Origin of the sequence: Streptomyces bugieae (assembly GCF_036352915.1) — a bacterium.
Lineage (GTDB): Bacteria > Actinomycetota > Actinomycetes > Streptomycetales > Streptomycetaceae > Streptomyces > Streptomyces endophytica.
Genome location: NZ_JAZBJP010000002.1, coordinates 668,282 through 686,720, shown reverse-complemented (window position 1 = coordinate 686,720; position 18,439 = coordinate 668,282). Strand labels below are relative to the sequence as shown.

At 71.5% G+C, this 18,439-nt stretch carries 13 protein-coding genes and 1 riboswitch; of the genes, 7 read left to right on the top strand and 6 right to left on the bottom strand.

Translation table 11 applies throughout. The annotated features are described in order from the left end of the window. Positions 1–13: 13 nt before the first annotated feature. Complete coding sequence (locus tag V2J85_RS08140; RefSeq protein WP_330821071.1) at positions 14–733, top strand: hypothetical protein; 720 nt, start codon at positions 14–16, stop codon at positions 731–733. 81 nt (positions 734–814) lie between these two features. Here the strand turns inward: V2J85_RS08140 and V2J85_RS08135 are convergent, their stop codons facing one another. The 5 genes from V2J85_RS08135 to V2J85_RS08115 form a co-directional block, all read right to left on the bottom strand. After that, positions 815–1,393 (bottom strand): GNAT family N-acetyltransferase, encoded by a 579-nt coding sequence (locus V2J85_RS08135; protein ID WP_261954049.1) that lies wholly within the window; start codon positions 1,391–1,393, stop codon positions 815–817. A gap of 138 nt (positions 1,394–1,531) precedes the next feature. Then, positions 1,532–2,248, bottom strand: coding sequence for a class I SAM-dependent methyltransferase (locus V2J85_RS08130; RefSeq protein ID WP_330821070.1), 717 nt, complete (start codon positions 2,246–2,248; stop codon positions 1,532–1,534). 211 nt (positions 2,249–2,459) lie between these two features. Beyond that, complete coding sequence (locus tag V2J85_RS08125; protein WP_330821069.1) at positions 2,460–3,941, bottom strand: MFS transporter; 1,482 nt, start codon at positions 3,939–3,941, stop codon at positions 2,460–2,462. Continuing rightward, positions 3,938–6,421, bottom strand: coding sequence for a PEP/pyruvate-binding domain-containing protein (locus V2J85_RS08120; RefSeq protein ID WP_330821068.1), 2,484 nt, complete (start codon positions 6,419–6,421; stop codon positions 3,938–3,940). The genes V2J85_RS08125 and V2J85_RS08120 overlap by 4 nt, the downstream gene beginning before the upstream one ends. Continuing rightward, positions 6,418–7,896 (bottom strand): ATP-grasp domain-containing protein, encoded by a 1,479-nt coding sequence (locus V2J85_RS08115; protein ID WP_330821067.1) that lies wholly within the window; start codon positions 7,894–7,896, stop codon positions 6,418–6,420. Before V2J85_RS08115 ends, V2J85_RS08120 begins: the two co-directional genes overlap by 4 nt. Before the next feature lie 358 nt (positions 7,897–8,254). Here V2J85_RS08115 and V2J85_RS08110 point away from each other — a divergent pair, with 358 nt between their 5' ends. The 3 genes from V2J85_RS08110 to V2J85_RS08100 all read left to right on the top strand — a co-directional run bounded on the left by V2J85_RS08110 (position 8,255) and on the right by V2J85_RS08100 (position 12,229). Then, a complete protein-coding gene (locus V2J85_RS08110) occupies positions 8,255–9,634 on the top strand; it encodes a PAS domain S-box protein (RefSeq protein ID WP_330821066.1) in 1,380 nt (459 codons plus the stop codon). Between the two features lie 113 nt (positions 9,635–9,747). Continuing rightward, positions 9,748–10,602 (top strand): dienelactone hydrolase family protein, encoded by an 855-nt coding sequence (locus tag V2J85_RS08105; RefSeq protein WP_261954043.1) that lies wholly within the window; start codon positions 9,748–9,750, stop codon positions 10,600–10,602. A 34-nt stretch (positions 10,603–10,636) separates the two neighbouring features. Next, positions 10,637–12,229 carry a TIGR03086 family metal-binding protein gene (locus V2J85_RS08100; protein ID WP_261954042.1) on the top strand — a complete coding sequence of 531 codons (1,593 nt, stop codon included), beginning with the start codon at positions 10,637–10,639 and terminating at the stop codon, positions 12,227–12,229. A gap of 55 nt (positions 12,230–12,284) precedes the next feature. Here V2J85_RS08100 and V2J85_RS08095 read toward each other — a convergent pair whose 3' ends face one another. Beyond that, a complete protein-coding gene (locus tag V2J85_RS08095) occupies positions 12,285–12,713 on the bottom strand; it encodes a VOC family protein (RefSeq protein WP_261954041.1) in 429 nt (142 codons plus the stop codon). Between the two features lie 392 nt (positions 12,714–13,105). Here V2J85_RS08095 and V2J85_RS08090 point away from each other — a divergent pair, with 392 nt between their 5' ends. From V2J85_RS08090 to V2J85_RS08080, 3 genes are all read left to right on the top strand, one after another. Further along, positions 13,106–14,554, top strand: coding sequence for a glyceraldehyde-3-phosphate dehydrogenase (locus tag V2J85_RS08090; protein ID WP_261954040.1), 1,449 nt, complete (start codon positions 13,106–13,108; stop codon positions 14,552–14,554). A 165-nt stretch (positions 14,555–14,719) separates the two neighbouring features. Continuing rightward, entirely contained in the window at positions 14,720–15,340 is a 621-nt protein-coding gene (gene lspA, locus V2J85_RS08085) for a signal peptidase II (RefSeq protein ID WP_419836754.1), read from the top strand. A gap of 122 nt (positions 15,341–15,462) precedes the next feature. Continuing rightward, positions 15,463–18,042 (top strand): GAF domain-containing SpoIIE family protein phosphatase, encoded by a 2,580-nt coding sequence (locus V2J85_RS08080; RefSeq protein ID WP_261954038.1) that lies wholly within the window; start codon positions 15,463–15,465, stop codon positions 18,040–18,042. Positions 18,043–18,057: 15 nt separating this feature from the next. After that, a riboswitch (cobalamin riboswitch) is annotated at positions 18,058–18,286 on the top strand. The last annotated feature ends 153 nt before the right edge of the window (positions 18,287–18,439 follow it).

Sequence of the window (18,439 nt, the reverse complement as noted above, 5' to 3'; positions counted from 1 at the left end):
CCACGATGGGGCGATGGAGGAGAGAGACTCTCTGGAGGTCACGCCGGGCGGGGCGCTGCGTACGCCGCGGGCGGCTGGTGCGGCCGGAGTGCTGGCTGCGCTGCTGCTGGCCGCCGTACTCATGATCATCCGCATCAGCTTGCCTTCCCCGATCCCGGTCCGCGCGGGGGAGTGGCCGTCACGATCGTCCCACCGTCAGATCCTGGAAGTCGCCCTGGGCTTGTTGCCGTTCGCTGGCATCTTCTTCCTGTGGTTCATGGGCGCCGTACGGGATCACATCGGGCGCACGGAGCGGGACATCGGGCGTCCGGCGAACGCCGGCTCGGGAACTGAGGAAGAGCGGGCGGAGAACAGGTTCTTCGCGACCCTCTTCCTGTGCAGCGGGCTGATGTTCACCGCCTTGGTGCTCGCGGCGGGGGCCGCCGCCGGCGGCCTGCTCGCCATCACCGGCAACGTCCCGGCCGGTGCGCAGGACCTGTGGACCTACGGGCGGGCGACGCTCACCTTGCTGGCGAGCTACGCCATGCGGATGGCCGCGGTGTTCACGCTGTCCACCACGACCATCGGACTCGCCTTGCGGGTCTTCCCGCGCTGGCTCGCTTGGCTCGGCTATGCGGCCGCGCTCGTGCTGCTCTTCGTCGTCGGTTCCGTCCCTTGGACCGAACTGGTCTTTCCCCTCTGGATGTTGGCCACCAGTACGTACATCCTGATGGTCTCCTTCCGTACGCGGTGAGGGGCGAGCCCGGTGAGGGGTGAGACCGGTGAGGGGCCGAGGGCGGTGAGGGGATGAGTGGGCCGCCTGGGCTCCTGGCTCCTAGGCGCCGCGCTTGGCCGCGCGCCACTCCGGGGCCAGTACCGACCAGACTTCGATGTCGTGGCGCCGGCCCCGGTACAGATAGCTCTCGCGCAGCACGCCGTCCTTGGTCATTCCCAGTCGCCGGGCCACCGCGATACTGGGTTCGTTGCCCGCCGCGACCAGCCACTCCACACGGTGGATGCCCCGCTCCTCGACGGCCCAGTCGATGAGCACGCGTACGGCTCGGGTCACCAGCCCCTTGCCCGCGGCCGACGGCTCCAGCCAGCAGCCCGCCTCGGCAGTGCCCTGATGGACGTCCATGGTGCGGAAGAGGACCCCGCCGACGAGCCGGCCGTCCAGCCAGATGCCGCAGAGGCGGCCGGTGTCGGCGGCGGCCTTCTCCACGTACGAGTGGAGGTACGCGCGGCTCGCGTCCAGGTCCACGATCAGGTCCGCCAGCCCGATGTACTGCCCGATGAACTCCCGTCCACGGTCGATGTGGGCGAGGAATTCCTCGGCCTGCCACGGCTCCAGCGGACGCAGCTCGGCGCGGCTGCCGCCGTTGGCACCGTCGTCACCCAGGGGTATTGCGTACATCGTTACCTTCCACACCTTCCACGTTCGGCTGCCGGGAACCGGCCGATGGGGGAACGGATCTTCTCACGGGCAACGTGCCAAGCGTCCGGTGATCCAACGGGCCAACGGTGTAGCGGTGTGCGGTCGCCTGCCACCGGATCACGGGGGTGGGGAGGCGGTGTGCCGGGGTTTCCAGCCCCAGGCGGTGAGCATGCCGGGGGAGAGGGCGGCGGAGTGTGGGGAGGACAGGGACCGGCGGGCCTGTTCGAGTTGGGGCTCGTCCACCTGGCCGGTGGCGAGGATGGCGTCGTGGGTGCGCTGCCAAGTGTCCTCCCAGAAGCGGCTGATGGGGCTGCCGGGCAGTAGTGGCGGAACGTGGATCTCGGCGGCAACGGAGTGCAGGCCCTCCTCCAGCAGGAAGGAGGGGTAGTCGGGCACCCAGGAGATGTCCGTACCGATCGTGGTGCGCAGGGCCTGCCACATCGCGCGCATGACCCGGGTGTACGGGGTGGCCGGGGCGGAGGAGGTGGTCAGGTCGACGGCGTCGCTGAGCACGAGTACGCCGCCCGGGGTGAGCAGTGAGCTCAGCTGGTTGATCATGCGTCGCCACGGGCGCAGATGCATCAGGACGAAGCGGGCGTGGACGAGGTGGAAGCGGCCGGGGTCGAAGTCGAGTGCGGTGACGTCGGCGGTCTGGGCCACGAGCCCCGGCGGGGCATCGGCGGTGAGGAAGCGGGTGTCACGGTCGACGGCCAGGACGGACGTGACGTTCGCCGACTCCACCAGCCACCGGGCGATGGTGCCGGTCCCGGCGCCTACGTCGAGGCAGTGCCAGCCGGGGCCGGCGCCCAGCGCCGTCAGCCGTTCGGTGCTCACCGTGTCGTAGGCGAGTGCTCCCAGGTCGATGCGGTCGGCCTCGCCGGCTTCCTCGGGACGGAAGGCTTCTTCGCCGTAGTGCCCGGTAGCCGGTTCGGCCGGTCCAGCCGGTCGAGCAGGCCCAGCACCCCCAAGAGGCCCAGCCGGTTCGGCCGGTCCGTCCGACCGCCGTACCCCTCCAGTACGCACCCCTCCAGTATGGGCGCGGGGGTCAGGGCTTTCCTGCTGTGGCGACCGGCCGGATCTCGTCGGTACGGCCCGTTTCCGCCCGGCCGCCCTCCGTGTGTACCCCGCCTTCCGCCGAAGGGGCCCCAGGGCTCTCCGTCCCGCCTTCCGCCGTACGGCCCCCTCGGCTCTCCGTATGTGCCCTGCCGTCCTCCGCACGGATCCCACGGGTCTCCCTATGCGCCCCGCCTTCCGCCGTACGGGCCCGGCCATGATGTCGTCGTAGGAGCAGGTGGAGGACCGCCAGCAGGACGGCGGTGGCCAGTGCGCTGTGCCACAGCAGGGCGTCCAGGCGGTGCGCCGAGAGGTACGCGCCCGCGGCGACGGCCGCCAGGGCGCACACCGCGCGGTCGACGAGGCTCTCGACCGACAGCAGGGTGGCCCGGGGCGCGCCCGCGGGTACCGCGTCGTTGACCAGCTTCCGCTGGAGCGGAGACGCCAGACCGGTCACGGCGGCGAACACGCACAGCAGCGCGACGGTCGTCCAGGGGCCGCCGAGCGTGCTGCCCGCCAGGGCCGCCGCCATCGCGAGGCTGAGCAGCGACACCCATGCCACTGGAGAGAGCCGCGAGGTGAGCCATTGCGGACGGGCCGAGGCCACCGCCTCCGCGACGGTCATGGCGGCCAGTACGGTGCCATGCGAGCTCTCGCCGATGCCGTGGTCGAGCAGCAGCGGCTGGAAGAGGTTGACCTGGCAGATACGGGAGAGCGTGAACAGGGCCACCCCCTGCACCATGACCAGGGCGAGCCAGGGCGTGCTGCGGACGGCGCGCAGGGCGGCGGCCGCCTCGTGGCTCGTGGCGCGCTTCCGGCCCGCGGCGGGGACGGCCGCGGCCTGGCGGGGCAGCAGTACGGCGCAGACGAGGGAGCCGCCCGCGCTGGCCGCGCTCAGGACGTACGGGGCGGAGTGCGCCATGGCCATCAGCGGACCGAGCAGCGGCCAGCACAGCACCTTCGCGGCGAGGCCGAGCGCGCGGGCCTGTCCCTCGGCCTTCAGGTAGTGGGCGCCCGCGCCCTCGGCCCGCAGACCCTCGTAGAGGTAGGCACTGGCGGCACCGGAGGTCAGGGAGCGGCCGGCGGCGATGAGCAGGAAGTGGACGAGGAAGCCGGTGTAGCTGGGGGCCCAGACCGGAGCGAGGTTGGCCGCGGTCATGACGACCGCGCCGGCCCGCAGGCAGTTGCGGGTGCCGATGCGGTCGGCGACCAGTCCGGTGGGGATCTCGAAGAGGCAGAACGCGGTGTAGTAGATGCTCTGGATGCCGAAGATCTGGCCGTCGGTGAGGCCCGCCTGTCGTTGGTAGGCGTAGAACACCGGCATCCACCAGAGCAGGTTGAACAGGAGCTGGAAGCCGTTGTTCAGGCGGATGATGCGGCGGGCCCGGGGCGGCAGGGGCGGCGCGTCCGTCGAACTCTTCGCGCGCCCGCCCGCATGACGGAGGCCCCGGGAGCCGGGGAGGTGGCCGCTCACCGGGCGTAGGGGCGGATCTGGACCAGGTGGAAGGCGCCCTGATCGGTCATCAGCCATTCGATGTCCAGCGGCCGGTCTACGTCCGGGGCCATGTCCACGTCCAGGCCAACGTTCTGGCCCATGTCCACGTCCACGCCAACGTTCTGGTCCACGTCCACGTCCACATCCGCGCCAACGTTCCGGTCCCCATCCACGTGCGCGTCACCGGAGCCCACACGGCTGGGGGCGGTGCCGCTGAAGTGGGACTGCAGCAGCCGGCCGGTCAGGGCGAGGTCCGCAAGTCGTTCGCGGGTGGCGGCCGGCAGGTCCTCGGCGGACGAGCCCAGCGCGACGGTGCGGCCACCGCCCTCGACCGTGTTGTAGAGGTACTGCAGCGGCAGCGCGGTGCCGTCGACGACGTTCTCCGGGGAACCGGGCGAGCAGTTGAGGTAGACGTTGCGGAAGTCCGCGCGCCGGGTCGGGTTGCAGGTCACCAGCACGCCGCCGAGGTCCGCGGGCTGATAGCGCTGGATGATCACGCCCATGTAGGTGTCGTCGGGAGAGATGCCCGCCTGGTGGCGCAGCCGGACGCTGCGCGGCGACAGCAGGGAAGCCCACACCTGACGTACCGCGGCGACGAGCTCGTCCGCACCGTGCACCGCCGTGACCGAGTCGTACACCCCCGCTGCCGAGAACCCGGGCAGGTCTTCGGCGTTGGAGGACGAGCGCACCACGAGCCGACCGGCAGCGCCGGACGGGCCGGAGGACAGCCCCCGGAGGGCGGCGGTGATGGCACGGGCCACGTCGTCGGGCATCGGGGCGGCGTGCTGGACGAGGTCCTGAAGTCGCCGACAGAGCGGGTCGATGACGTCGACCGTGACGGCCGTTTCGCGCTCCAGGACGGCCTTCAGCTCGCTGATGGCCTGCTGTATGGCGGGGGAGGAGGTGAGAAAGCGGTGCTGCAGGGCGAACGGAAGGGCGATGCCGTCGGGAGCGGTGACCGTGGCCCGGACGAAGTCCCGTGCGGCGGCGCGGAGTTGCGCGCCCCGCGTGCCCTCGGGAAGGTCAGGAAGGCCAGGACGTCCGGAAAGGCCCAGGCGGGTGGTGAGGTGGGCGTAGAGATCGGCGCGGGGCGGCCTGGGGCGGCCGTAGTACGCGGTCAGGTCGACGGAGCGGCTGGACGATTCACCAGCCGGTCCAGCCGGTCCAGCCGGTCCAGCCGGTCCAGCCGGTCCAGCCGGTCCAGCCGGTCCAGTCAGTCCGGCCCGTGCAGGCTGTTCAGCCGTGTCGCCGGCCAGGACGTGATGCAGTTCCCCGAGGTTGGCCGCCTTGGTGCCGTAGCGGTTCTGGTCGGTGCGGCGCAGTTGGCGCAGGGGCAGCGCGGGTATGTCGGCGTGCAGGAGCGGGGGTTCCAGCCGGATCGGGTGCGAGGGGCGTGGGTCCGACGCATCCATCGTCGACGTCTGGGCGCCCGCCGCAGACGACGGGGAAGGCGACGGGGTGAGCGTCGGGGTCGGTGGCTGGGAGAGCCGTACGAGGGCGATGTCGTCGTCCCGCACCTCGTAGCGGACCCATGCGTCCGCGTCCGCGAGTCCCTCCGCCTCCATCAGCTGGTCCAGGTCGCGGATGATGGCGTTGGGGATGCCCCAGCCGGATGCGAGGACGTTGGTGTGCGAGAGTGGCGTGGTGGGCGCGGTGTTGATGAAGCCGGCGACCCTCGGTACGTCGTCGGGCAGGCACGGCATGGCGACGATGTCGGACCCGCCGAGCGTGCCGGCGCCGGCCGCGTAGACCTCGTACTCCCGGGCGGTGCGGAAGTGGCGCAGCCGGCCGACGGCCTCGCCGGGGTTGAGCGGGGTGCGGGTGCGGCTGCCGAACAGCTGGTGGCTGAGGATCCGCGGCACGCGGACGTCGCTGATCGCGGTGAGGGCGTGTTCCTGACCGTGGTTCGCGGGCTTCAGCAGCAGCGGCAGCCGGCTGTCGAGCCGGTGGCGAACGAACGTGTAGAACTCCTGGAGCATCGGGCCGCTCATGGTGTCGGCCTCGGTCGTCTCCAGTACGAGGAAGGGACGCGCCCGGCGGCCGGTGGGAATCCGGGTGCCCGCACCGGCCGTCCCCGCGCCCATGTCGGTGTGCAGGGAGAGCACGCCCAACAGGAACCTGCGCTCCGGGGCGGCGTAGACCGAGGCGTTGAACGCGTCCAGGCAGGAGTCGAGTTCCGCCAGCTCCATACCCAGGACACGGGTGGCGATGTAGTCGACGTGGAAGGGGTGGACGGCGGCGTCCAGCAGGTGCCAGGTGTTCTCGACGCGGTCGACCACGACCTTCACGTAGGGGTGGCCGGCCAGGGTGCCGCAGAGGGTGTGGAAGAGCGGGAGGGCCAGCTGCGCGCCGATGGTCGTACGGTCTTCGGCTGTCGAGTGGCCGTCAACTGCCGTGCTGTCGTCAACTGCCGTGGGGTCGGGGGCGGTGGTCGTGGCGATGGTCATGGCGAGGGTCATGAGCGTGCCTCCACGGTCTCGGCCTTGCACTGCCCGTCCTTCTCGTCCTTCTCGTCCTTCTCGGCTTTCTCCGTCTTCGTCTCCGTCTTCGTCTCCGCGTCTGTTTCCGTCTCCTTGTGGCTCTCCGCCTGGGGGAGCACCGACGGCAGTGCGTCCATCAGGGTCCGGAAGTCCTGGAGCACGGTTTCGGGGTCGGCGGCGGACAACAGGCACAGCGCGGCCATGGTGTTGGCGCCCGCGGCCGGGTCGTACACCGGGACCGGCGATCCGTCCGGGAGCGAGTTTTCGGCCACCACGGACAGCCGGCTGCCGGCGCTGAGCGGCACCGCGTCCCGTACGGTCGGGAAGTCCCACCGACGGCGGTCCGGCCAGGCGTCACCGGCGCCGTCCACGGCCAGTACGACGAAGGAGCCGGCCGCGCCGCGCGCCTCCTGCGGGGTGAGGGCCCGGGCGGGCCAGGTCACCGGGCGGCCCAGCAGATGGTCGACGAGCATGCCGATGAGGTCCAGGCCGAAGACCTCCTCGATCTGCGGGACGGTCATCGCCCCGCCGAACCGGGCCGCGGTCTCGATGACCCACATCCGGCCGTCGGCACCGAGCTTGATCTCGGTGTGCGTACCGCAGTTCTCCAGGCCCAGCGCGTCGACGGCTTCGCGGGCGAGGGCCACGACGCGCTGCTGGGCGTCGGTCGGCAGCGCGGCCGGGGTGATGCCGGCGCGTTCGGTGAACGGTTCCACCGTCGGCATCCGGCCACTGAGGCAGACCGGTCGGAACACGCCGTCGACGACGACGCCCTCGACGCTGACGTAGTCTCCCCAGCCCGGCTGGTCGAACCAGCCGCCCGCAGTGCCCGGCACGATCTCCTCGACCAGGAAGTCGGCCCCGGCGTCGGCCACGTGCAGCTCGGCGTAGCCCAGTTCGGCGGATTCGGCCATCACCTCGCGGGCCCGCTGCCAGGCGGCCGGTACCTCCTCGGCGGAACGGATGATCCGGTGCGCGGTGGAGCCGGCGCTCCAGGCGGCCTTCAGCAGCAGGGGGAGGCGGAGCTCGGCGGCCGCGTCGTGCAGCTCCCGCTCGTCGGCCACCGGGCGGAACCGCGGTTGCGAGATGCCCCGCCGGCCCCAGGTCCGGCGCATCAGCCGCTTGTCACGGGCGAGCGCACAGGAGGCACCGGCGCCGGCCAGGCCGAGCTTCTCGCAGGCCTCGGCGACCGCGACGACGGCGTACTCGGAGAAGGTGATGACCGCGTCCGCGCCCACGGCCTGGGCCCGGGAGACGATCAGGGACACCAGGTCGCCCCGCTCGGGCCCGGTGGCGGTCCGCACGGACGCGCACCGGCGCTCGGCGGAGGCGGCGACGGTGGGCGGAAGCGTGCTGAGTGCCAGCAGGTGCACTGCCGACCGAGCGGCGACCCGTGACAGGGCATACCCCAAGGGCGGCCCGCCCTTGGCATACACGAACAGCACCGTGCTCACTGGAATCCGTCTCCTTCACAGGCGGGGAGGGCCGTGGGAACGGCCGTTGATGACGCGGCGGCTGACGCCTCGACGCGGTACCTCCAGAGAACCAGCCCGGCGGTGCCCGATCCGCTGTCATGGGCGCCGAACGCTCAGGCAAACGCCAGAGTTGTGGAGTTCGCCGAGCGGCTGTGAAGGTTCTGTGATGCCGTATGGAGCCCGGCGCCCACCAGATCGGCCGAGAACCGGGCATACGGCGTAGCGGCGGGGGATACGCATGCCAAGGGCGAGGGGGCCCGGCGCGCGAGCCGGCCGGGACGCGAGGTAGCCGAACGCCCCGCCCATCTCTCCGTCTCTTCGTCACAGAGAGGCCGTCGTGGACGAGACCGGTCTGAAGTCGCTGCTCCAACACCTTCCGGTGTCCTGGTGGGAAGCCGACCGCGAGCTACGGGTGATCGACAGCGGAGGAGGGGCCTTCGACGACACCCGCACCGCCCAGCGCTTCCTCGACACCGTCACGGACCAATGGCAGGCCGTCGACCAGCCGCACGTCACCGATGCGTCGCAGGTCACCGAGCACGAACGGGCAGCCGACCACCTGCCCGCCGGCAACCACCGGCGGGCACGGTTCGACGGCCGGCTCTTCGACGTGAACTGGCCGCTGGACCCGCCCCGGCAGGACCGCCTCCGCGGCATCGCCGTCGAGGTGTCCGGGGAGGGTCGCGACCCGGCCCCGTCCCCGGCTCCCGCCGTTCCCCTTCCCGCCGCCGCCCGCCGCTACGACGCCTTCGCCGATCTCGCCCCCGCCGCCGCCTTCATCCGTGACCCCGATGGCCGCTACCTCTGGGCCAATCACGCCTACGCGCACCTCTACGGAACGACCCCGGAGCACGTCATCGGCAAGAACGTACGCGAGGTCGACGCCCCGGCCGACGCCGACCGGGTGCTCGCCCTGGACCAGGAGGTGCTGGCCCGAGGCAAACCGGTGCGGCACACCCTCACCTACCACCGCGCGGACGGCGCCACCGGCCACGCGGCCGGCCACCGCTTCCCGGTACGCGAGGGCACCCAGACCTGCGTGGCCGGTATCTATATCGACATCAGCGACCACACCCGCGCCCTCCACCAGCGCCAGCAGGCCGAGGAGAACCTGTACGCGCTGCGCGACCACAGCGGACTGCCGTGTGCCCTGATCTCCGCCGGCGGAAGGATCCTCCAGGCCAGCGCGGCAGCCGCCGAACTCCTGCAGACCCGGCTCTCCGACCTCGTGGGCCGCCGGGCACACACCCTGCTCGCCCCCGCCCCGGAGTTACCCGCACTCCGGAAGGGCTGGCACGCCCTGATAGCCCGCCGCAGCCGGCGCATCCAGACCTCCGCCGTCCTCGTCGACGGCCGCGGCCGCCAGCGCCGCGCCCAACTGCACCTGACCACCGTGGGCCGGGGCCCGTCCCGCGCCGCCAGTGTCTGGGCGGTGATCACCCACCAGAGCCTCGCCCACGAACCCCATCCCGCGCTGACGGCCAGTCAGGTACGCATCCTCTCCCTCCTGGCCGCGGGCCGCAGCAACGCCGAGATCGCCACCTCCCTCCGCCTCTCCCGCCAAACCGTCGACTACCACCTCAGCCGCCTGCGCGACCTCCTCAACGCCCCCACCCGATGCGCCCTGGTCGCCCGCGCCTACGTCCTCGGCATCCTCGCGCCCCAGTCCTGGCCACCCCGCTCGGCAACGGCCGGCCATCCACAGAGCGCCACATGAGGCGAGAGGGCGCCGACGTGATCCTCACCGCTGCGCTCTCGCCGCAGGACCGGCATCCTGATCCAACTCTTGTGGCACTACGCCGACTTGATCAGGACAGGATGAGGCACTCCATGGCAGCGGAACAGCACCCGACCGGTTTTCACCGCGACACCTTCACCCATGACGGAGTCACCCGCGAGGTCCTGCGTCGCGGTACCGGTCCCGCGGTGATCGTGATGGCGGAAATCCCGGGGATCACGCCCAAGGTGCTGGACTTCGCGGAACGGGTGGCCGCCATCGGCTGCACCGCCGTCCTCCCGGTGCTCTTCGGCACGCCCGGCCGCCCTGCCGACTTCGCGGCCGGCCGCCGGCTCAAGTCCGCCACGTACGTGGCCTCTTCCCTGGGCAAGGTGTGCGTGAGCCGCGAATTCACCATGCTCGCCACCGGGAAGTCCTCCCCCGTGGTGACCTGGCTACGGGCCCTGGCCGCCCATGAGCACCAGCGCTGCGGCGGCCCCGGCGTCGGCGCCGTCGGCATGTGCCTCACCGGCGGTTTCGCCCTGGCGATGGCCGTCGACGAGCGCCTCGTGGCCCCCGTCCTGTCCCAGCCTTCGCTGCCCTTGCCCGTCACCAGGGGCCGGGCCGGCGGCATCGACATCTCCAGCGAAGACCTCGCCGCCGTCCGCACCCGCTGCGCACGTGACGGCCTTCAGGTCATGGGGCTGCGCTTCCGCTCGGACCGCCTGGTGCCGGGCGACCGGTTCGCCTTCCTCCGCCGCGAACTCGGCGACGCGTTCGTCGCCGTCGAACTCGACGACGACGCCGCGAACCCCGACGCGGTGCTGCGCCCGCACTCCGTACTCACCGAGCACCTCATCGACGCGCCGGGCCAGCCGACCCGGGCAGCACTGGACGACGTACTCGACCTGTTCCGCAACCGTTTGCTGGAGGGACACGACACCGCCCCGGCCACCCCGGCCGGTTGACTCTCCCACCGTGGGAGACCCAAGGGTGGAGGGCATGCGCGTCGGCGAAGACACGTTCTGGAACATCGGAGAGGTCGCCCGGAAGACCGGGCTGACGGTGAAGCTGATCAGGCACTGGTCCGACCTCGGGATCGTGCCTCCCGCGCGCCGGACGCCCGGCGGCTACCGGCTCTACGGCACCGAGGCCCTGGCCCGCCTCCAACTGGCGCGGACCCTGCGCGGGCTGGGCCTGGGGCTGGCGACCATCCGGGACGTGCTGGAGCGCGAGGACACCTTGACGCAGGTGGCCGCGACCCACATCGACGCGCTGGAGGCGCAGATCCGCACGCTGCGATCGCAGCAGGCCGTGCTGCGCTCCGTCATCCGCCGCGACACCACTGCCGAGGGACTCACCACCATGACCGAGCTGGCGCGCATGTCCGACGCCGAACGCCGCACCATCATCCAGGACTTCGTCACCGAGACCCTGGGGGAGCTGGACGTCCCCACCTACCGGAGGGGCCTGCTGGCGGCCACCCCCGACCTCCCGGCCGACCCCAGCGACGAGCAGGTCGACGCCTGGCTGGAACTGGGCGCACTCGTCCAGGACCCCGCTCTACGGGCCGGTATGCGCCGCATGGCCCGCTACGCCGCCGACCACCGGCCAGGAGAACACGACCCGGCCGCGCTCCAGGCGGCGGAACGGCTCACCGATGACTGGCTGCGGCGGGTGGAAACGGCGAGGAAGCAGGGGATCGCCCCCGACTCACCCGCGGCCGACCCCGTCGTCGCCGCCATCGTGACGGCATGGATACCCACACAGACTGCGCCGGCCGGCGATCCGCACCCGGTCGGGCCCGTCGACGACGCCCGGGCCAGACGGCTTCTCCTGGAACAGCTGGAGGTCGCCTCCGACCCGCACGTCGAGCGGTACTGGCACCTGTTGTGCCTCATCAACGGCGGAACCGCGCGGCCGAGCATGGCCGCCGCCGGCCAGTGGCTGAGAACCGCACTGCGGGCCAACCCCACACCAGGCAGTCGAGCCGCGGAACTCCACACGATGTACGACGCCGACGCGGGGCAGGACACCTGGGGGCCGGCGGGCGTACTCCAGGCCTGCGACGACGTCCTCAACGCCGTCAGCAGGTTGGTCTCCGCGGTCGTCCCGGCCCAGTTCGGCCAACCGACGCCCTGCGCCGACTGGGACGTACGCACCCTGCTCAACCACCTGGTCCGGGAGAACCTGCTCTGGACCGCTCTGGCCAACGGCACTCCCCGCTCCGACTTCACCGCCGATCACCTCGGGGACGACCACATCGAGGCGTTCCGTCTCGCCTCCCGGTCCACCCGGTCCGCCTTCGGCCGCCCAGGCATGCTCGACCAGCGCTACGGCCCCGCACCCGGGCGACGGCTCGTCGAGCAAGTCGTGATCGAGATGCTGCTCCACGGCTGGGACCTGGCCCGGGCCATCGGGCACCCCTTCGACGACGTCCAGCACCTGGCCGAGCTCGCCCTCCCGGTCGTCCAGGAGATCTACGGCGATCTGCCGCGCACCGACGCAGGCTCCTTCGCCCCGCCGCAGCCGGCCCCCGAGGACGCGAGCCCTCTCGACCGCCTGGCCGCCTACTTGGGCCGCAGCATCGGCTGAGGACCGGCCCGGCCGTCCCGGGTGCTGATCCGGGACGGCAGGCGTGGCGACGCGCCTACGGGCGGGCGTAGGGCCGGGTCATGATCTCCATGTTGTGGCCGTCGGGGTCGGCGAAGTAGGCGCCGCGGCCGCCGAACAGGCGGTTTATCCGGCCGGGTTCGGTGTGGTGGGGGTCGGCGAAGTAGGTGACGCCGACCGCTTCGAGACGGGCGATCATGGCGTCGAACTGCGCGTCCGGCACGAGGAAGGCGTAGTGCTGCGGCTGGATCGGTTCGTCGCGCTTCTCGAAGTAGTCGAGCGTGACGCCGTTGCCGAGGTCGACGGGGAGGAAGGGGCCGAACGGCGCGCTGACCGCGAGGCCCAGGATCGCGGCGAGGAACTCGGCCGAGAGCCGGCGGTCACTGGCGTAGACGGCGGTGTGGTTGAGCCGGGCGAGGGTGGTCGGCAGCTCGGAGGTGTGGGCGTGCTGTTGGTCGTACGGCATGGGTGGTGTGTCTCCGGGTCTGGGGAAGTGCTGGGAAGGGCGCCGCGTGGGGGGCGCCGGAGCGAGAAGACACGGAGGAGGGGCGGGGCTCTTGCCCGCCTCGAACTCACGCCGAGGCCGGGAGCCTCACGGTGGAATGGCCCATGGCCGACCCGGCAGTCACCCGGCTGACCTTAGTGATCATCGGGGGCCGGCGCAACGTCGTTTTCGGTCCCCGCGCCGAGGGGGCTAATCACCGCAAAAGGCAACGGACTTGCGTGGCAAAGCAGGACATTTCGCCCACCTCGTAGTCATGAGGGTGATGGCGGGATCCCGTTCAGGTGGGACCGCTTGGATGATCAAAAAGTCGAGGGGTTAGCATATGAGCACCGCCTAGCTCGAAAGATAATCCTGTGACTGTCAACGACGACTCGTTCACCAACTGGATAAACCGCGAGGAGATCGCGGAGTCGATGATCCCGATCATCGGGAAGCTGCAGAGGGAGCGGGACGTCACGGTCCTGCTTCACAGCCGCTCCTTGGTGAACAAGTCGGTGGTCAGCATCCTCAAGACCCACCGATTCGCCCGGCAGATCGCGGGTGAGGAGCTCTCGGTCACCGAGACGATGCCGTTCCTGCAGGCCCTCACCACGCTCGATCTCGGCCCTTCCCAGATCGACCTCGGCATGCTCGCCGCGACGTACAAGGCCGACGACCGCGGTCTCTCGGTGGCGGAGTTCACCGCCGAGGCCGTCGCCGGTGCCACCGGTGCCAACAAGATCGAGCGTTGCGCACCCCGTGACGTCGTGCTGTACGGGTTCGGCCGCATCGGCCGCCTCGTCGCGCGCCTGCTCATCGAGAAGGCCGGCTCGGGCAACGGCCTGCGGCTGCGCGCCATCGTCGTCCGTGGGGGCGGCGAGCAGGACCTCGTGAAGCGGGCCTCGCTGCTGCGCCGGGACTCCATCCACGGCCAGTTCCAGGGCACGATCACCGTTGACGAGGCGAACAGCACGATCATCGCCAACGGCAACGCGATCAAGGTGATCTACGCCAACGACCCGTCGGAGGTCGACTACACGGCGCACGGCATCAAGGACGCCATCCTCATCGACAACACCGGCAAGTGGCGCGACCGCGAGGGCCTGTCGAAGCACCTGCGCCCCGGCGTCGAGAAGGTCGTGCTGACCGCTCCGGGCAAGGGCGACGTCCCGAACATCGTGCACGGCGTCAACCACGACACGATCAAGCCGGACGAGCAGATCCTGTCCTGCGCGTCCTGCACCACCAACGCGATCGTGCCGCCGCTGAAGGCGATGGACGACGAGTACGGCGTGCTGCGCGGTCACGTGGAGACCGTCCACTCGTTCACCAACGACCAGAACCTGCTGGACAACTACCACAAGGCCGACCGCCGGGGCCGCTCCGCGCCGCTCAACATGGTCATCACCGAGACCGGCGCCGCCTCCGCCGTCGCCAAGGCGCTGCCCGACCTCAAGGCGCCGATCACCGGCAGCTCGATCCGGGTGCCGGTGCCGGACGTCTCGATCGCGATCCTCAGCCTGCGGCTCGGCCGCGAGACCAGCCGCGAGGAGGTCCTGGACTACCTCCGCGACGTCTCCCTGCACTCGCCGCTGAAGCGCCAGATCGACTTCACCACCGCCCCCGACGCCGTCTCCATGGACTTCGTCGGCTCGCGCCACGCCTCGATCGTGGACGCCGGCGCCACCAAGGTCGACGGCGACAACGCGATCCTCTACCTCTGGTACGACAACGAGTTCGGCTACTCGTGCCAGGTCATCCGCGTCGTCCAGCACGTCTCCGGGGTGGAGTACCCGACCTACCCGGCGCCGCCGGCGGTCTGATCCCGGCGGACCGTCCGGTCGCACCGCTCCGATCTCTTGGATCCGGCCTGTCTTTCGGTTCTCCGGAAGGCAGGCCGGAGGTGTGTGGACAGGGTGGAGCGGAGACGGCTCCGTGGCCGCTCCTCGCGGGGGTATGACCTGCCCCGGCGGACGGCATGCGCGATCATGAGGCGGGACATACGGACTTCGAGGGGACCGAACGTGACGGATCCGGGGCGGGGCGCGGCGGGTGGCGAGAGCGAGCGCGGGGGGAGGGAAGCCAGGGGCACACGACGAATCCCGCTGCTCCTGATGGTGGCGTGCCTGGCCTATGCGATCGACCTGTTCAGCAAACTGGCCGTGGTGGCGAAGCTGGAACACCACGACCCGGTGAACGTCATAGGCACCTGGCTGCAGCTGCGGGTGATGCGCAATTCCGGAGCGGCCTTCAGCATGGGCAGCGCAAGCACCCTCGTGTTCACGGTGATTGCCGTGGCCGTCGCCCTGGCGATCGTTCGCCTGGCGCGCCGTCTCTACAGCGTCCCGTGGGCGATCGCCCTGGGCCTCCTGCTGGGTGGTGCGCTGGGAAATCTGACGGACCGCCTCTTCCGTACACCCGGCCAACTCCAGGGCGCGGTGGTCGACTTCATCTCGGTCCGCGGTTTCAGCGTGATGAACCTGGCCGACTGGGCCATCGTCTGCGGCGGCGTCCTGATTGTGTTCTTCACCTTCCGAGGGTGGGAACTGGACAACGCCCGCGAGGCGGCGGCCGACAAGGAAAGCTCTTCCGCGCCCTTCCGGCCCTGACGCGCCGCCGGGAACCGGACGGGCGCGGCTCGCCGGCGGCCCGGAGCGTGCGCCCGGTAGCGCATCCATCGCCCTGAGTAATCCTCTGGGCCGCCGGGCCCGCCTCTGCGCACACTGGAGGCATGGGCCGGTCGACCGTGCGCGAGGAGACGGCGGAGCGCGACGACCTGCTGGCGGCAGCCGTCGTCAAGGCCGTTCAGGGGGCGGGCGCCTACGCCGGAAGCATCTTCCTGCGCTCCCGCGACCGCCGCTCCCTGGTGCTCGCCGCGACCTGCGGGGTGCCGCCGTCCCAGCTGGGCGGCTGGAGCCTCGTTCCGGTGAGCAGCCCGATACCGGTCGCCGTCGCGTACGGCTCCGGGCGCACGATCCACCTGGCCGACGCCGACGAGACCATGCGCCGCTTTCCCCAGCTCGCGGTGGCCCTGCCGTACGCCTTCGGCTCCTGCTCCGTACCGGTGGGCGCGGGCGGGGAGACCTTCGGTGCGCTCGCGGTCGTATGGGCCGCGCCGCCCGGCAGCGACGGGCTGACCAAGACCCAACGGCGCCATCTTCGGGCCCTGGCCAACCGCCTCGGCGCCTCCCTGGCGGCCTGCCGCGACCGCAGCGGCGACCCCCTGGAGGGCGATGCGCGCACGGCCCCGGTCGAGACTCCGGCCCCCTCCGCCCCGGCCGTACGGGCCGGCCTGTTCGACTGGAACCTGTCCGCCTCCACCCTCACCGCGGACGACGACTTCTGCGCGATCTTCGGCCTCGACCCCGGAACCTTCGACGCGCGGGCGGAGACCCTCGCCTCTCGTCTCCACCCCGGCGACCGCGCGGCGTTCCGTGCCGCGGCCCGTACGGCGGCCGCAGAGGGGCGGATCGTGTCCCGTACCCTGCGCGTACGCGAGGGCGCGGGCGCCGGGCCGGGCGGTGGCGCGGAAGGCGCCGGTGAGGGGCACGGCAGCGGCGAGGGGTACCGCAGCGTGGTGCTCTGGGGCCGGGTGCCGGATCTGCCGGACGACGACCGGGCGCGCGCCCACCTCGTCGGAGTGGTCGTCGACGCGCGGGCCGGCCGCGCGGCGGCTGCGGCGGTCGAGCGCCTGCGGGACGGACTGTTCTCCCTCACCCCCGAAGGCCGGGTCAGCTACGCCAACCGCAGCCTGGAGCAGTTGCTGGATGTCAGGGGCGAGGACCTGGTCGGGCAGTGCCTGTGGGACGCCCTGCCGTGGCTGTCCGATCCCGCGATCGAGTACCAGCACCGCTCCGCGATGGTCTCGCAGACGCCGACGTCCTTCCTCGTCCGCCGCCCGCCCGACCAGTGGCTCGCCTTCTCTCTCCACCCCGACCCGAACGGCGTCACCGGCCGCGTCGTCCCCACCGGACGCCCCGACGCCGCCCCTGACCTCGCCGAGCCGCCCACCGTGACCGCACCGCCACAGCCGGCCTCTGCGGCCGCGGCGCCGACCCCTCCGGCCCCCTCCACCACCGCGGCCGCCGCACCGGCCCGACTGGGCGTCATGTACCACGTCCTGCAACTGGGCAGTGCGCTGACCGAGGCGGTCACCACCCACCAGGTCTGCGAAGTCGTCGCCCACCAACTCCTCCCGGCCTTCGGCGGCCAGCAACTCGCCCTCTACGCGGTCCGTGACGGCACGATGCACCTGATCTTCCACACCGGCCACCACGAGGGCTTCCTCGACTGGCTGGACGGCATGCCGCTGCGCGCACCCCTGCCCGGCACGGAAACCCTGACCTCCGGCATCCCGCTCTTCATCGAGTCACAGCAGAGCCTCTCCCAGGGCTACCCCGGCATCCCGATCGGCGGCGTGAACTCCTGGGCGTACCTCCCGCTGATCGCCTCCGGCCGCCCCGCCGGCACCTGCGTCCTCGGCTTCGACGAGATCCACCACTTCACGGCCAAGGACCGCAGCGTCCTGACCGCGCTCGCCGGCCTGATCGCCCAGGCACTGGAACGCGCCCGGCTCTACGACTCCGAATTCGCCCTCGCCCGCGGCCTCCAGCAGGCCCTGCTGCCGCACCGGCTGCCCGTCCTCCCCGACCTGCGCACGACGGCCCGCTACCTCCCCTGCACCAGCGGCATGGACATCGGCGGTGACTGGTACGACGTCATCCCGGCCGCCGAGGGCGTGGCCCTGGTCATCGGAGACGTCGAGGGACACAGCATCGCGGCCGCCGCCACCATGGCCCAACTGCGCAGCGCGGTAAGGGCGTTCGTGGCAGTGGGGCACGCCCCGGGCGACGTCCTGGCGGGCGCCAACCGCACCCTCATCGACCTCGGTACCGGCCTCCTCGCCAGCTGCTGCTACCTCCACCTCGACCCGGCCGGCCACCGCGCCTGGGCCGTCCGCGCCGGCCACCCACCGCCCCTGCTCCGCCATCCCGACGGGCACACCGACGTGCTGGACCTGGAAACCGGCCCCCTCCTCGGCGTGGACCACGCAAGCGACTACCCGCGCACCCCCGTCGACCTCCCACCCGGCTCCGTGCTCGCCCTCTACACCGACGGCCTGGTCGAGGAGCGCGGCACCCCCATCGACGTGGGCATCGACCACCTCCGCAGCTCCCTGGCCCACGCCCGCGCCGGCTCCCTGGACGAACTCGCCGACCGCCTCCTCCAGCACGCCCAACGCTCCTCCTACCGCGCCGACGACATCGCCCTCCTGCTCACCGAATACCGACCGGCCGCGACGGGCCGCTAGCCACGGAGGAGGCGTTACGCTGGTCGGGCAGCTGGTTCGCCCTGTCCGCCAGACAGGTGCGTCGTAAGAGGGAACCCGGTGGGATTCCGGGACTGCCCCGCAGCGGTGAGTGGGAACGATCGCCGTCATACGCACTGGGCCCGGACGGGTCTGGGAAGCGACGGCCAGTAGGTGTCCGCCTGCCAGAGTTCCATCGGTGGACGTGCCCGCGAGTCCGAAGACCTGCCCGTTGCCCGCGCGTGAGGGATCGCGTGCGGACATTCCGGTGACCTTCGAGGGCGGGTCGGCGTACAGATCGGACAGTGGCTCGCCGTTGCTGAACTCCTGAGCTGCTCCGTCCGGTTCGTTCGTCCTTCGCGCCCCCGTTCCGTCTCCGGGATCTGTAGGAGACAAGCTC

What these genes read in the sequence shown, in the direction of transcription:
- V2J85_RS08140 (WP_330821071.1), top strand. Translation starts at nt 14, where the DNA reads ATGGAGGAGAGAGACTCTCTGGAGGTCACGCCGGGCGGGGCGCTGCGT.
- V2J85_RS08135 (WP_261954049.1), bottom strand. Translation starts at nt 1,393, where the DNA reads ATGTACGCAATACCCCTGGGTGACGACGGTGCCAACGGCGGCAGCCGC.
- V2J85_RS08120 (WP_330821068.1), bottom strand. Translation starts at nt 6,421, where the DNA reads ATGACCCTCGCCATGACCATCGCCACGACCACCGCCCCCGACCCCACG.
- V2J85_RS08105 (WP_261954043.1), top strand. Translation starts at nt 9,748, where the DNA reads ATGGCAGCGGAACAGCACCCGACCGGTTTTCACCGCGACACCTTCACC.
- V2J85_RS08100 (WP_261954042.1), top strand. Translation starts at nt 10,637, where the DNA reads ATGCGCGTCGGCGAAGACACGTTCTGGAACATCGGAGAGGTCGCCCGG.
- V2J85_RS08095 (WP_261954041.1), bottom strand. Translation starts at nt 12,713, where the DNA reads ATGCCGTACGACCAACAGCACGCCCACACCTCCGAGCTGCCGACCACC.
- lspA (WP_419836754.1), top strand. Translation starts at nt 14,720, where the DNA reads ATGAGGCGGGACATACGGACTTCGAGGGGACCGAACGTGACGGATCCG.
- V2J85_RS08080 (WP_261954038.1), top strand. Translation starts at nt 15,463, where the DNA reads ATGGGCCGGTCGACCGTGCGCGAGGAGACGGCGGAGCGCGACGACCTG.